Raw genomic sequence first — 14,976 nt, 5'->3', positions numbered from 1 at the left:
CGAAGCCTGCGTCCGCCGCCCCCGGACCGAGGCGTTGTACGCAGCCGCGCGACCGACACAGCACACGAAGGACGAGGGAGAGCCGCAGTGCCCGCCAGGACACGGTCGTCGCAGGCCGCTGTGGAGGAACGACGTCAGGCCGTCCTGCGACACGTCGTCGAACACGGCGAGACCCGCATCGACGATCTCGCCGACCACTTCGGCGTCAGCCTGATGACGATGCACCGCGACCTCGACGACCTCGCCCAGCGCTCCCTGCTCCGCAAGGAACGCGGCCGGGCCGTCGCCTTCCCCGCGGTCACCATGGAAACGGCGACACGCTTCCGTGAGAGCACCGCCCTCTCGGCGAAGGCCGCCGTGTGCCGCGCGGCGCTCAGCCGCATCAAGCCCGGCAGCACGGTGCTCATGGACGACTCCACCACCCTCTTCCCCCTGGCCCCCGCCCTCGCGCGGCTCGACCGACTCACCGTCGTCACCAACTCGGTGGGCCTGGCGCAGCATCTGGGCTCCGCCCGGAACGTGGACGTCACCCTGCTCGGCGGGCGCTACCACGGCGACTTCAACTCCTGCACCGGACCCGAGGTCACCCGCGCCCTCTCCCGCATCCGCGCCGACCTCGCCCTGATGTCCGCCACCGCCGTCCTCTCGGGCCAGCTCTTCCATCCCCTGAGCGAGTACGTCGAGGTCAAGCTGGCCATGCTCGCCTCCGCCGAGCGGGCCCTGCTCCTCGTGGACCATTCGAAATTCGGCAAGACCGCCACCCACGCCTACGGCACGGTGGCCGACTACCAGGCGGTCATCACCGACACCAGCACCCCCGACGCGGAGATCGCGGCCATCCGCGACCTCGGTGTCCCCGTCGAGGCGGTCGACCCCGGAGACGCTTCCCCGTGATACAGGCCCTGTTCGAGACCCCCAGCACCTACCGCCCCACCACCACGGAGAGAGCGGCCCCCGTCCCGCCGGTCGAGGCCGTCCTCTTCGACTTCAGCAACACGATCTTCCAGATGATCGACCTGGAGTCGTGGCTGCGCCGGGTCGGCGAGGCCGGTGACCGTAGCGCCGTACTGAAAGACGACGACGCCGTGGCCGGGATCGCGCGGCAGCTGCGCGACGCTTTCCGGCTGCCCGCCGTCGTCGCTCTCCAGGAGGGCCGCGACCTGTCTCCCGAACGGCACCGCCGCGCCATGCGGGGCTGGTGGGAGCACGTGGACTTCCTGCGCGGCATCGAGGAGACCGCCTACCGGGAACTCACCGCGCCGGACGCCTGGGTCCCGTACCCCGACACCGAACCCGCACTGCGCGCACTGCGCGACCGCGGCCTGCGCATCGGGATCGTGAGCGACTTCGCCTGGGACCTGCGGACCCACCTCGCCCATCACGGGCTGGAGGACCTCGTCGACGTATGCGTGATCTCCTGTGAGGTGGGCCGGGAGAAGCCCGACCCCCAGCTGTTCCTCAAGGCCTGCGCGGACCTCGGAGCCGACCCCCGCGCCACGCTCATGGTCGGCGACAACCCGGTACGCGACGGCGGCGCCACCGCCTGCGGCCTGCGCGCCTACATCTTCCCGGCCGAACAGCGCACCGGCGACCGCGGCCTGAACGAAGTCCTCCGCCTGGTGCCCTGACCCACCGCACCCTGCTCGGTGGCCGCGGCGTAAGGTCCCTCGGGGTACGCCGTGGAGGGAGAGCGCGATGGGGAGTCCGCCGGAGCTCACCCTGGGACGGCTGCTCTCCTCATGGCAACTCGACGTGCCCGCGCTGCTGCTCGTCGCCCTGCTGGGTGTGCCGTACGGCTGGGGCGTACTGCGGCTCAGGCGCCGGGGCGAACGCTGGCCCGTGCCCCGGCTCGCCGCCTTCGCGCTGCTCGGGCTCGGTGCGCTCGTCGTGGCCACGATGTCCGCCCTGGCCGTCTACGACCACGCGCTGTTCTGGCCGGCCGCGGTCCAGAACGTCCTGTTGGACCTGATCGCACCGCTCGGGCTGGCCCTGGGCGACCCCTTGCGACTGGCCGTCCGTGCCCTGCCCGAGCGCGCCGCCGGCCGTGTGCGGCGGGTGATGACCGGGCGGCTGGTGCGCCTGCTCACCTTCCCGCTGGTCAGCACGGCGCTCGTGCTCGCGACCGAGCTGACGGTGTACTTCACCCCGTACTTCGAAACCGCCCTGCGCGAGGGCTGGTTGCACGAACTGATGTATCTGCACCTGCTGCTCGCCGGCTGCCTGTTCGTGGTGCCGGTGCTCACCCGCGAGGCCGCGCTGCCGAAGTGGTGCGGCCATCCGGTCCGGGCGGCGCTGGTGTTCGTCGACGGCATCGTCGACGCCGTACCCGGCATCGTGGTGATGACGCACGGCACGCTCATCGCCGGGGCCTGGTATCTGCACCACGCCCCGTCCTGGGCGCCGGACGTGCACCACGACCAGCAGCTCGGCGGCGGCGCGATGATCAGCATCGCCGAACTGGTGGCGCTGCCCTTCCTGCTGGCGATCCTGGTGCAGTGGGCCCGTACCGAACGCGCCGAGACCGTCGCCCTGGACCGCCGCCTGGAGGCGGAGCTGGTCCCGGCGACGCCCGCGACCGGACCGGCGCAGGGCCCGGATCTCGTACGGCCGTGGTGGGAGACCGAGAACAGCGAGGTCGCCCGGCGTGTCAGGCAGCAGCGGCCGGGGCGTTGACGGGCCCGCACACTCACCCACCGACACCCACAGAATCTCCGGATCACTTCTCTACGATGTGCGCCGACGACTGGAGGGGACCATGGCTGTGAACTCGTACGCCGCGGACCATCGCGCGCAGCAGTGGGCTGCCCGCGCGGCACTGGCCGCGGCGGCGCTCGCCGTACTGCTCCCCCTCGGCTACGGCGGTGTGGGCGGCGTCCTGCTGCTCGCGGCCGTACTCGCCGGTGCGGCCCTCACCGCGGCCGCCGTGTGGTGGGCGCTGACCCGCCGCGGTCCCGTCCGGTGGGCGGCGGCGCTGCTCGCGGTCGCCGCCCCCACCGCCGTCATCGTGCTGCTCGCGACCACGCTCCTGTGGGCCCTGCCGCTGTCGCTGGTGTCGTGGGCGGTGGCCGTCGTGGCAGGTCGCTACGCCCTGCGCAGCACCCGGAAGCCCTCCACCCGTATGAAGGAGCGCAGGACGTCCCCGCCCCGGCGCCCGTTCATCCTCATGAACCCGCGTTCCGGCGGCGGCAAGGTGGCGGCGTTCGGGCTGAAGGAGAAGGCCGAGCGGCTCGGTGCGCGCGTCGTCCTGCTGGATCCGGAGCAGCACCAGGACGTCGTCGCCCTGGCCCGGTCGGCCGTCGCGGACGGCGCCGATCTGCTGGGCGTCGCGGGCGGCGACGGTACCCAGGCGCTGGTCGCGGCCGTCGCCGCCGAACACGACGTGCCGTTCCTCGTCATCAGCGCCGGCACCCGCAACCACTTCGCCATGGACCTCGGCCTGGACCGCGCCGACCCGGCCGCCTGCCTCGACGCCCTCACCGACGGCGTGGAACTCCGGGTGGACCTCGGCTTCGCCGGGGAGCACCCGTTCGTCAACAACGCGTCCTTCGGCGCGTACGCGGCCGTCGTCCAGGACCCCGCCTACCGCGGCGACAAGATCGGCACCACCTGGGAGCTGCTGCCCGACCTGCTCACCCGCCAGCGCGGACCCGAGCTCACCGCCCGCACGGCGGACACGACCCTCACCGCCCCGCAAGCGGTACTCGTGAGCAACAACCCGTACCTCACGGCCGATCCGACCGGTCTCGGCCGCCGTGAGCGACTCGACTCCGGACAGCTCGGCGTCCTGGGCATCAGGGTGGACAGCGCGGCCGAGGCGGCCGGACTCCTGCTGGACCCGGAGCCGGAGGGCCTCGCGGTCCTCACCGCCCGCGAAGTGGTCGTGGACGCCGACAGCCCGGAGATCGAGGTCGGCCTCGACGGTGAGGCCGCGCTCCTCCCCGCCCCGGTCCACTGCCGCATCGCCCCCGGCGCGCTGCGCGTCCGCGTTCCCCGAAACCGCCCCGGCGTGCCGGACGCCCCGCCCCGCCTGGACTGGCGCCGACTGCGCAAGCTGGCGGCGTCGGTGGGCCGTACGGCCGCGCCCGGACGTTCGCGGGCGTCGTGAGTCGGGCATCGTGAGTCGGGCGTCGTGAGTCGGGCGTCGTGAGTACAGGCGTCGTGAGTGCAGGCGAGGGATTTCAAGCACGCACCCATCACCGCCGGTCGGCACGTGGGCCGGGTCACAGTGCGGGTAATTAGTAGGGCGTCCTAGTATCTCGGTGACCGGCCGGCAGCAGGCGGGTAGTTCGTGCCGAGCGCATTCTGCGGAAGGAATGTCCATGGGGTCCCAGGAGAAAATCCTCATCGTCGAGGGAGCGCGCACCCCGATCGGCAGCTTCGGCGGCGCGTTCCGGGACGTCCCGGCGCACGAGCTCGGCGGCACCGCCGCGCGAGCGGCCCTGTCGCGGGCGGGGGTGGCACCGGAGGATGTCGACGAGGTCGTCATGGGCTGCATCGGCCAGGTCGGCACGGACGCCTACAACGCTCGCCGCGTGGCGCTGGCGGCCGGGCTGCCGAAGAGCGCGCCGGCGTACACCGTGAACCGGCTGTGCGGCAGTGGACTGCAGGCGGTGTGGTCGGCGGCGATGCAGATGCGCTGGGGCGGGGTGGACATCGCGCTGGCCGGCGGGGACGAGAACATGTCCCGTATGCCGTTCTACGACTTCGGTGCCCGCTCCGGCTACAAGCTGGGCGACCGCACTCTCTTCGACGGCACGGTGATGATGCTCACCGACCCCTTCCACGACATCCACATGGGCGTCACGGCGGAGAACGTGGCCGCGAAGTACGGCGTCTCGCGCCAGGAGCAGGACGAGTTCGCAGCCGAGTCGCAGCGGCGCGCCGCCGATGCGGCGGCCGGGGCCGCCTTCGCCGAGGAGATCACGCCCGTGGAGGTGGGTGGCCGGAAGCCGCACACCGTGGAGGTGGACGAGCATCCCAGGCCGGACACGACGGTTCAGACGCTGGCCGGTCTGCGTCCGGCGTTCCAGTCGGGCGGCACGGTGACCGCCGGAAACTCCTCGGGCATCAACGACGGCGGGGCGGCACTGGTGCTGGCGCGGGAGTCGGTGGCCGCCGCCCGGGGGCTGACCGCCCTGGCCTCGCTGGAGGCGGTGGCGACCGCGGCGATGGAGCCGGATCTGATGGGTTACGCCCCGGTCCTGGCCCTGCGGAAGCTGCTCGAGCGGACCGGCCTCACGCCCGGCGACCTCGACACCGTCGAGCTGAACGAGGCCTTCGCCTCGCAGGCGGTGGCGGTGATCCGCGACGCCGGTCTGGACGCGGAGAAGACCAACCCTTACGGCGGTGCGATCGCGCTGGGGCACCCGGTGGGGGCGACGGGGGCGATCCTGACCCTGCGGGTCGCCAAGGACCTCGTACGGCGCGACCTGGAGCTGGGCGTGGTCACGATGTGCATCGGCGGCGGGCAGGCCTTGGCGGCGCTCTTCCGCCGGGTGTGACCGACGAACCCCTCCGCTGCGAGTGCAGCGCCGGCCTTGTGCTTCTAGTCACAGCGCCATCACCTCCAGCAATTTACTAGGACGTCCTAGTATCTCTTCTGCCAGCGTTCCCCCGCCCTGTCCGGGAAGGCCCCCATGAGCGATCTGCACCGGCCCGTGCACCCCGTCCGTCTCGTCACCGCGTCGGCCCTGTTCGACGGGCACGACGCGTCGATCAACATCATGCGGCGGATCTTCCAGTCCCAGGGCGCCGAGGTGGTCCACCTCGGACACAACCGGTCGGTGCAGGAGGTCGTGGACGCGGCGTTGGAGGAGGACGCACACGGCGTGGCGGTCTCGTCGTACCAGGGCGGGCATGTCGAGTACTTCGAGTACCTGGTCGAGTCGCTTCGCCGGCAGGGAGCGGAGCACGTCCGCGTGGTGGGCGGCGGGGGCGGCGTGATCGTGCCCGAGGAGATCACCCGGCTGCGCGACAGCGGGGTGACCATCTTCTCCCCGGAGGACGGCCAGCGGATGGGCCTCGCCGGGATGGTCAACTCGGTGGTGCGGGACTGCGACTTCGACCTCTGGGACGGCAAACCGGCCGACCCGGCCGCCGTACTCGCAGGCGACCGGTTCGCGATCGCCCGAGCCATCACCGGTGCGGAACTCGGCAAGCTGCCCGCGGACTTCCTGGAGCAGATCCGTGCGGCCGCGGGAACACGGGCCAGGCCGGTGCTCGGCATCACCGGCACCGGCGGATCGGGAAAGTCGTCCCTGACCGACGAGTTGGTGCGCCGGTTCCGCATGGACCAGCAGGACAAGCTGCGCATCGCGGTGATCGCGGTCGACCCGACGCGCCGCCGCGGTGGCGGTGCGCTGCTGGGTGACCGGATCCGGATGAACTCCCTCGACGGGAACCGGGTGTTCTTCCGGAGCCTGGCCACCCGCGGCAGCCGCGAGCTGCCCGAGCACCTGTCCGACGTGATCGACGTGGTCAAGGCCGCCGGGTTCGACCTGGTGATCGTGGAGACGCCGGGCATCGGCCAGGGCGACGCGGCGATCGTGCCGTTCGTCGACACCTCCCTGTACGTGATGACGCCGGAGTTCGGCGCCGCCTCGCAGCTGGAGAAGATCGACATGCTCGACTTCGCCGACGTCGTGGCCATCAACAAGTTCGAGCGGCGCGGCGCCAAGGACGCGCTGCGCGACGTGGGCCGCCAACTGGTCCGCAACCGCGAGGCGTTCGGCATGAAGCCCGAGGACATGCCGGTGTACGGAACCTCGGCGGCGACGTTCAACGACGACGGGGTCACCGCGCTCCACCAGCACCTGAAGACCGCTCTGGTCGAGAACGGACTCCCGGTGTCCGAGGGCGTATTGGCGCCGGTCGACGTACGCCACTCCTCCGGCATACGTCAGGTGGTCCCCGCCGACCGGGTGCGCTACCTCGCCGAGATCACCGACACGATCCGCTCGTACCACACGGAGACCGAGGGGCTGGCGGAGGCGGCCCGGCGGGTACAGCGCCTGGAGGCGGTCAGAGGCGAGCTCGTCGACGCCGGCTCCGCATCCGGGAACGTGGAGTCGCTGCTCGAGGACGCCCGCAGGCAGCTCCCGCACGACATCGGCGAGCAGATCGCGAAGTGGCCCGCCGTCATCGCCTCCTACTCCGGCGACGAGCAGGTCGTGAAGGTCCGGGACAAGGAGATCCGCACCAAGCTGACCCGCGAGTCCCTCTCGGGCAACGAGATCCCCCGCGTCGCCCTGCCCCGGTTCACCGACCACGGGGAGCTGGTGCGGTTCTGGCGCGGGGAGAACCTGCCCGGCCACTTCCCCTTCACCGCCGGGGTGTTCCCCTTCAAACGTGACGGCGAGGACCCGGCGCGGATGTTCGCCGGCGAGGGCGATCCGTTCCGCACCAACCGCCGCTTCAAGCTGCTCTCCGAGGGCCAGCCGGCCACCCGGCTGTCCACCGCCTTCGACTCGGTCACCCTCTACGGCCGTGACCCGGACGAACGCCCCGACATCTACGGCAAGGTCGGCACCTCCGGGGTGTCGGTGGCCACGCTGGACGACATGAAGGCGCTCTACGACGGCTTCGACCTGGTCGCGCCGACGACGTCGGTCTCCATGACGATCAACGGGCCCGCGCCGACCATCCTGGCGTTCTTCCTCAACACCGCGGTCGAGCAGCAACTCACCAGGTTCCGCACCGCCGAGGGCCGCGAACCCTCACCCGAAGAGGCCGCCGAACTGCGCGCGCACGCGCTGGCGAACGTGCGCGGCACGGTGCAGGCCGACATCCTGAAGGAGGACCAGGGCCAGAACACCTGCCTGTTCTCCACGGAGTTCAGCCTGCGGATGATGGCGGACATCCAGGAGTGGTTCATCGCGAACAAGATCCGCAACTTCTACTCGGTGTCCATCTCCGGCTACCACATCGCCGAAGCCGGCGCGAACCCCATCAGCCAGCTCGCCTTCACCCTGGCCAACGGCTTCACCTACGTCGAGGCCTACCTCGCCCGGGGCATGCGCATCGACGACTTCGCGCCGAACCTGTCGTTCTTCTTCTCCAACGGCATGGACCCCGAGTACTCCGTCCTCGGCCGGGTCGCCCGCCGTATCTGGGCCGTCGCGATGAAGGAGAAGTACGGCGCGGGCGAGCGTTCGCAGAAGCTGAAGTACCACGTCCAGACCTCGGGCCGCTCCCTGCACGCCCAGGAGATGGACTTCAACGACATCCGCACCACCCTGCAGGCACTCATCGCCATCTACGACAACTGCAACAGCCTGCACACCAACGCCTACGACGAGGCCGTCACCACCCCCACCGAGGACTCCGTACGCCGGGCCCTGGCCATCCAGCTGATCATCAACCGGGAGTGGGGCCTGGCCATGAACGAGAACCCCCTCCAGGGCTCGTTCATCATCGACGAGCTCACCGACCTGGTCGAAGAAGCGGTCCTGAAGGAATTCGAGCGGATCAGCGAGCGAGGTGGCGTGCTCGGTGCCATGGAGACGGGCTACCAGCGCGGCCGTATCCAGGACGAGTCGATGCTCTACGAGCAGCGCAAGCACGACGGCACGCTGCCGATCATCGGCGTCAACACCTTCCGGAATCCGCACGCGGACACCGCCGAGCCCGGCGTCATCGAGCTCGCCCGCGCCACGGAAGTGGAGAAGCAGTCCCAGCTGAAGCGTGTACGGGACTTCCAGGCCCGCCACCGCGACCCGGCCCACACGGCCCTGACCGCCCTCAAGGACGCCGCGGTGAGCGGCGAGAACGTCTTCGCCGTCCTCATGGACGCGGCCCGCGCCTGCTCGCTCCAGCAGATCACCGACGCCTTCTTCGAGGTCGGCGGCCAGTACCGCCGCAACGTCTGACCCAAGGATTGGACAACCGATGGATCCCGTCACCCGTCTCGGCGTCGTCGGCTGCGGCCTCATGGGCTCCGGCATCGCCGAAGTCGCCGCCCTGGGCGGCATCGACGTCCGCGTCGCCGAAGCCACCCATGACGCCGTCGAGACCGGCCGCCGCCGTCTCATCGACTCCCTCGACCGGGGCGTCCGGCGGGGCAAGCTCAGCGAAGAGCAGCGGGACCAGGCCCTCGCCAAGCTGTCCTTCACCCACGACCTCAGCGACCTGTCCGACCGCCAGTTCGTCGTCGAAGCCGTCGCCGAGAACCGCGACATCAAGACCGACGTCCTCCGCGCCCTGGACAAGGCGGTCGAAGACCCGGCGGCGATTCTGGCCACCAACACCTCGTCGATCCCCATCGTCGATCTCGCCGTCGTCACCGAGCGGCCCGCGCAGGTCATCGGCATGCACTTCTTCAACCCCGTGCCCGTGCAGCAGTTGGTCGAGCTGATCCCCGCCCTCACCACCAGCCCGGAGACCGTCCAGCGCACCCGCGGCTTCGCCCAGCAGCTGGGCAAGCACGCCATTCAGGCGCCCGACCGCTCCGGCTTCGTGGTCAACGCCCTGCTCGTGCCCTACCTGCTCAGCGCCGTACGCATGGTGGAGTCCGGCGCCGCACGGCCCGACGACATCGACCGGGGCATGGAACTCGGCTGCGCCCACCCCATGGGTCCGCTGCGTCTGCTCGACCTCATCGGCCTCGACACCGCCCAGGCGGTCGCCGAGTCGATGTACGAGGAGTTCAAGGAGCCGCTGTACGCACCCCCCGCCCTGCTGCGCCGCCTGGTCGCAGCGGGCCACCTCGGCCGCAAGAGCGGCCGCGGCTTCTACCCGTACGACAGTTAGAGAGCGAGGCAGGGGGTCCTGTTGCCGCTGCGCCGAGCGCCCTGCTACATGTTGATCATGTGGCCTGCGAGGCCGTGGACGGCTTCCTTGACCGCTTCGCTCAGGGTGGGGTGGGCGTGGACGTTGCGGGCGACCTCGTGGACCGTGAGGTCCCACTGCTGGGCCAGGGTCAGCTCGGGGAGGAGTTCGGTGACGTCGGGGCCGATGAGATGGCCGCCGAGGAGCTCGCCGTACTTGGCGTCGCTGATCAGCTTCACGAAGCCGGTGGTGTCTCCCAGACCGTGTGCCTTGCCGTTGGCGGTGAAGGGGAACTTGGCGACCTGGACGTCGTAGCCCTTCTCCTTCGCCTGCGCCTCGGTGTAGCCGAAGCTGGCGATCTGCGGCTGGCAGAAGGTGGCGCGCGGGATCATCACGTAGTCCAGCTCCATGGTCTCCGCGTCCGCGAGCGTCTCGGCGGCGACCACGCCCATCGCCTCGGCGGCGTGCGCGAGCATCAGCTTCGCGGTGACGTCGCCGATGGCGTAGATGTGCGGGACGGAGGTACGGCAACGGCCGTCGACGTCGATCGCGCCGCGCTCGGTGACGCGCACTCCGGTGTTCTCCAGGCCGTAGCCGGTGACGTTGGGGGCGAAGCCGATCGCCTGCAGGACCTTGTCGGCCTCCAGGACCCGCTGCGTGCCGTCCTTGCCGGTGACCGTGACGCGGACCTGCGGGCCGGACTCGTCGATCGACTCGACGCGGGTCGAGGTGAGCACGTCGATGCCCAGCCTCCGGTACTGCTTGGCCAGTTCGGCGGAGACCTCGGCGTCCTCCAGCGGGGCGACGCGGTCCAGGAACTCGACGACGGTGACCTTCACGCCGTAGTTGTGCAGGACGTACGCGAACTCGACGCCGATGGCCCCGGCCCCGGCGATCACGATCGACTGCGGCAGGTCCTCGGCGAGGATCTGCTCCTCGTACGTCACCACCCGGGAGGTGCGACGCGTGCCGGGCAGCAGCTTGGGAGTCGCTCCGGTGGCGATGATGCAGTGGTCGAAGCCGATGGCGCGGGTGTTGCCGTTGTAGTCGGCCACCTGGAGCGTGTGCGCGTCGACGAACGTGCCGCGACCGCTGATTTCCGTGATCTTGTTCTTCTTCATCAGGTAGTGGACGCCCTTGACCCGGCCGTCGGCGACCTTCCGGCTGCGGCGGAAGGCCTCCCCGTAGTCGAAGGAGACCTGCCCGTCGACCTTGATGCCGAAGGTCTTCGCCTCGCGCGTGAAGATGTGCGCGAGCTCGGCGTTGCGCAGCAGGGCCTTGGTGGGGATGCAGCCCACGTTCAGACAGACGCCGCCCCAGTACTTCTCCTCGACGACCGCGACACTCTTGCCGAGCTGCGCGGCCCGGATGGCGGCGACGTATCCCCCCGGCCCCGCGCCGAGTACGACGACGTCGAAGCGCTCACCCTGCTCGTCCATGGACGGCTTCCTTTCCACTGGGCGGCCGGCCCCCGCGAGGAGCCGACTCGCTCTCGATCGAACAACCGGGAGGCGACCACATGGTCCACACCCAGGCGACAGTCTCCCGGATGTCCGTTTCAGCGCCCCGATGCCGTGATCTATGCCCGCGCGGCGATGACCGACGGCGGGCCGACGCCTCGTCGCACCGCGATCCGCACGGGCATGGCGTGGACGACCCCGGCGTCATCGAGACACTGCGCCCGGTCCTCCGCGGTGGGTATCGCTGATGGCGGAGCCCGGGAGTCGTATCCAGCTCCCGGGCCCCTGGGGATGCCACCCAATTGCGCACGCCGGTGGCGTTTAAGAGGACGGATCAGTCGTCAGGCCCTCGTGTTCTTCCTTTGAACTACCGCAGCACGACAGAGCTGCAGGCGAGAGTCGAACTCGCATCCGACGGCGCTCGTCCGTCCTCGGTCGATCCGGCGATCGGCGGCGATGCTGAAGCTGGAGCGAGAGTCTGAGTTTGATCACGGCTGCCTCTGCCGGTTGGGCTACCCCGGCGTGTGGAGCCGGGGGAAGGACTCGAACCTTCACTGTGACCGCGTCTTCAGGCTGAACCTCAGTTTCAGCTTGCGCTCCGGCACGAACCGGTCCTCAATCCGGTCCGAGCCTGTTGCGCACCCCCGCGCTCGCACGCGGGGGCGATCTGGGATGCTACCCGCGCCCGGCGTCAGCCGAACAGGTAGCCGAACACCGCGTCGCCGACGCGCTGGTCGGTGACCTCGGCGCCGTTGGCCTCCTCGCGGGCGAACTTCACCGCCTGCTGGAGCTTCTCGACCCGCTCCACAAGCTCGTTCACCCGCCGCGCCGGAAGCGCTCCGGAGAACTTGACCGTCGTCCAGTACCCGATGGGCACGTCCTCGTAGTACACCTCGACCTGCGCCGGGTGCTTGTCGGTCGCCTCGGCCTTGACGTGGTTGCGCGGGACCTTCTTCGTACGGATCGTGCGGACCGGGTCCGTCTTCCACCAGTCCGTCGACGGGTCGAGGGTCCAGGACTCGGCAGCGTCGAGCACGGGCAGCTTCTTCACGAAGGTATGCAGGTCCGTGAGCTGCTTCTCCAGGAACAGCAGATAGCTGACCGGAACGTCCGAGACGATCGTCCGCCCGTCGACGGTGACGTCCGCGCGGGCGGAGCAGTTGGCCCAGTCCTTGGTGGCGGTCACGTCGAACAACCGGGTCAGTGACGCGGACATCTCGCGCAGCACCTCCTCGGCCTTGATCTGCACCCGCGTGGACTCGGGCGGCAACTGCTCGCCCTCCTCGTCCTTCGGCTGGTACGCACGCGAGATACCGGCCAGCAGAGCCGGCTTCTGCACCTTGTGGTGAGCCGCGGTGATGTCCTGCAGCGACTTGCTCTTGACACCCTTTTCCACGGCGATGATCTGGTTGAGCTTCGCCACTTGGTCCCCCTTCGAACAGCAGGAAACGTACCCCACCGCATGTGCTTGGGCCTCATGGTTTTCTCCCGCCCCACGCGGTGGCCGTGCACATCGCATGCACGTCTCTCGCACATCGCAGGCACACGCGGGCCGCCGGGTTGGCCGGAAAGCAGTCGTAACGCCGTGGTCAATACGCGGAACTGACTGAACTTCCTTGGGCGTTGATGGCTCGTCAAGTGACCGCCGACGGACATACACGGTCGTCAAGGACGTGCGACACGCGACGAATCCGCTACCACGCCCCGCCGACGCGACGGCAGGTTCACGACGAACTCGAATCCTGAGCGGACTGTTCGGTCAGTCGGATTTCGGCGCGCGACAGGATGACTAGCATGAGCCGGGATCCGGTCCGGACGATCGCCGTCCGCGCGGCGGTCTCCGCCTGACGGCGACCTGACTGTGACCGCGACCTGACTGTGACCGCGACCTGACTGTCACCGCGACGTGTCGGTCGACCCATTGCTCCCGTACCGAAGGACCGAGGACCGCTGAATGTCAGTGCCTTCACCACCCAGCCAGCACTGGTCAGCGAGGGGGCTCCGCGCCTCGTCGGCCGTACCCCTGGCCGTGCTGGTGGTGAGCGCCATGGCCGCCGGCGCGGCGGTCGCGGCGGCGCCCGCGGCCGCCCGTACCTGGACGGTGACGTCGGTTCTGGTCGCCTGGCTCTGTGTGGCGGTCACCGTCCTCCTCAGTGCCCTGCTGGTGCGGCGTTCCCGCCGGTCCGCCGCGGCGCTCGACACCGAAGTCGGTCGACTCAGGGCACAGTTGGCGCAGTTGGTCGCGGAGTCCGCGCATCTGGGGAACGTGACCCTGCCCTCGGTCGCGAAGCGGCTGCGGGACGGGGCGAGCGCGAGTGACGCCCTGACGAGCGTGCCGTTGCCGTCCGATCCGCAACTGCGCCTGATCACGGACACCTTCGCCTCCGTGGTGGAACAGGACGTTCGGTATGCCGCGGCCCTGGACACCGAACGGCAGCAGGCCCAGCGCGAACTGGCCGAAGGCGCCGCCGAGCTGGAGCGTCTGACGCGAGAGACCCTGCCCGCCGCGGTCTCGAGGCTGCGGGCGGGCAGCTCGGCCGACACCGTGCTCGCGGAGCTTCAGTGGCCGCGGTCCCCTCTGCTGAGTGTCCCCGCCGAATCGTTCTTGCGGGAACTCGCCCACAGCGAACGACGGGCCGCCGCCGCGCAGGCCGCCTCGGCGAAGGCGCTGAGCCGGGTGCAGGCCAAGGCCGTGAGCATGCTCGCCGACCTGCGGGAGATGCAGGAGCGGCACGGCGAGGAGGTCTTCGGCGACCTGCTGAGGCTGGATCACAGCACCTCGCAGCTGGGCCTCATGACCGACCGGCTGGCACTGCTCATGGGCGGCCGGGCCAGCCGCGCGTGGAACAAGCCGATCGTGATGGAGAGCATCCTGCGCGGCGCGGTCGGCCGGATCGCCGCGTACCGGCGCGTACGGCTGCACTGCTCGACGAGCGCCGCGATCTCCGGCTTCGCCGCGGAAGGCGTCATGCACCTGCTCGCGGAGCTGACGGACAACGCCGCGAACTTCTCGCCGCCGATCGACGAGGTCCATGTGTACGTCGAGGAGCGCAGCGCCGGGATCGTCGTCACGATCGAGGACAGCGGCCTGAAGATGGCCGACGCGGCCATGCGGCGCGCCGAGGAGGCGGTGGCGGGGCGGATGACGGACCTCGCCTCGTTGCAGGGCACGCGGCTCGGTCTGGCCGTGGTCGGGCGGCTGGCCGTCAAGTACGGCATCAGCGTCAACTACCGGCCGTCGTCGCGCGGCGGCACCGGAGTCGTCGTACTGCTGCCCCCGCAACTGCTCGCCCAGCAGCGCGACCCCGCACCGCGGGAGACCACGCGACGTTCCTCGGTCGCGGTGCCCGCGCCGGGGCGACCCGCCCGCACGACGGACGTCGGGCAGGGACCCGCCCGCGCCACGGACCCCGCGCCGAGGCACGCCCACGCCGCAGACCCCACGCCGGAGACCGCCCGCACCGCAGACCCTGCGCCGGGGCACGTCCGCACCACCGACCCTGCGCCGGGACACGTCCGCACCACCGACCCCACGCCCGAGACCGCCCACACCACAGACCCCACGCCGGGGCACGTCCGCACCACCGACCCCACGCCGGGACCCGCCCACACCACCGACCCCACGCCGGGACCCGCCCACACCACAGAGCCCGCGCCCGAGACCGCCCGTGCCGCGCGGCCCGAGGCCACGGTACGGCCCGACACCGCGCGGCCCGAGGCCACGGTATGGCCCGACACCGCGCGGCCCGAG

At 70.5% G+C, this 14,976-nt stretch carries 10 protein-coding genes; 8 read left to right on the top strand and 2 right to left on the bottom strand.

The window, feature by feature from the left end:
• Window positions 1-87: 87 nt before the first annotated feature.
• The 7 genes from CLM62_RS41225 to CLM62_RS41195 all read left to right on the top strand — a co-directional run bounded on the left by CLM62_RS41225 (window position 88) and on the right by CLM62_RS41195 (window position 9,747).
• Window positions 88-894 (top strand): DeoR/GlpR family DNA-binding transcription regulator, encoded by an 807-nt coding sequence (locus CLM62_RS41225; protein WP_095755003.1) that lies wholly within the window; start codon window positions 88-90, stop codon window positions 892-894.
• Entirely contained in the window at window positions 891-1,628 is a 738-nt protein-coding gene (locus CLM62_RS41220) for an HAD family hydrolase (protein WP_095755002.1), read from the top strand. Before CLM62_RS41225 ends, CLM62_RS41220 begins: the two co-directional genes overlap by 4 nt.
• Before the next feature lie 67 nt (window positions 1,629-1,695).
• Window positions 1,696-2,673 carry a cytochrome c oxidase assembly protein gene (locus CLM62_RS41215; protein WP_095755001.1) on the top strand — a complete coding sequence of 326 codons (978 nt, stop codon included), beginning with the start codon at window positions 1,696-1,698 and terminating at the stop codon, window positions 2,671-2,673.
• Window positions 2,674-2,755: 82 nt separating this feature from the next.
• Window positions 2,756-4,105: a diacylglycerol kinase family protein gene (locus tag CLM62_RS41210; protein WP_095755000.1), complete on the top strand. Its 1,350-nt coding sequence runs from the start codon at window positions 2,756-2,758 to the stop codon at window positions 4,103-4,105.
• Window positions 4,106-4,319: 214 nt separating this feature from the next.
• Window positions 4,320-5,501 (top strand): thiolase family protein, encoded by a 1,182-nt coding sequence (locus tag CLM62_RS41205; protein ID WP_095754999.1) that lies wholly within the window; start codon window positions 4,320-4,322, stop codon window positions 5,499-5,501.
• A 135-nt stretch (window positions 5,502-5,636) separates the two neighbouring features.
• Window positions 5,637-8,867 carry a fused isobutyryl-CoA mutase/GTPase IcmF gene (gene icmF, locus CLM62_RS41200; protein ID WP_095754998.1) on the top strand — a complete coding sequence of 1,077 codons (3,231 nt, stop codon included), beginning with the start codon at window positions 5,637-5,639 and terminating at the stop codon, window positions 8,865-8,867.
• Window positions 8,868-8,886: 19 nt separating this feature from the next.
• A complete protein-coding gene (locus CLM62_RS41195; protein WP_095754997.1) occupies window positions 8,887-9,747 on the top strand; it encodes a 3-hydroxybutyryl-CoA dehydrogenase in 861 nt (286 codons plus the stop codon).
• 44 nt (window positions 9,748-9,791) lie between these two features.
• On the opposite strand, the gene lpdA is transcribed toward CLM62_RS41195, so the two are convergent.
• On the bottom strand, window positions 9,792-11,204 hold the full coding sequence (lpdA, locus tag CLM62_RS41190) for a dihydrolipoyl dehydrogenase (RefSeq protein WP_095754996.1): 1,413 nt from the start codon (window positions 11,202-11,204) through the stop codon (window positions 9,792-9,794).
• 712 nt (window positions 11,205-11,916) lie between these two features.
• The gene (locus CLM62_RS41185; protein ID WP_095754995.1) at window positions 11,917-12,648 is read right to left on the bottom strand and encodes a hypothetical protein; all 732 of its coding nucleotides are present in this window, start codon (window positions 12,646-12,648) and stop codon (window positions 11,917-11,919) included.
• A 531-nt stretch (window positions 12,649-13,179) separates the two neighbouring features.
• Between CLM62_RS41185 and CLM62_RS41180 the strand changes: the two genes are divergently transcribed.
• The coding region (locus tag CLM62_RS41180) for an ATP-binding protein (protein ID WP_257004389.1) at window positions 13,180-14,976 on the top strand (1,797 nt) is incomplete at its 3' end.

It is taken from the genome of Streptomyces sp. SA15, assembly GCF_002291145.1.
GTDB lineage: Bacteria > Actinomycetota > Actinomycetes > Streptomycetales > Streptomycetaceae > Streptomyces.
Note: the sequence above shows the minus strand (reverse complement) of the source record. Positions and strands in the feature narration are given on the sequence as shown.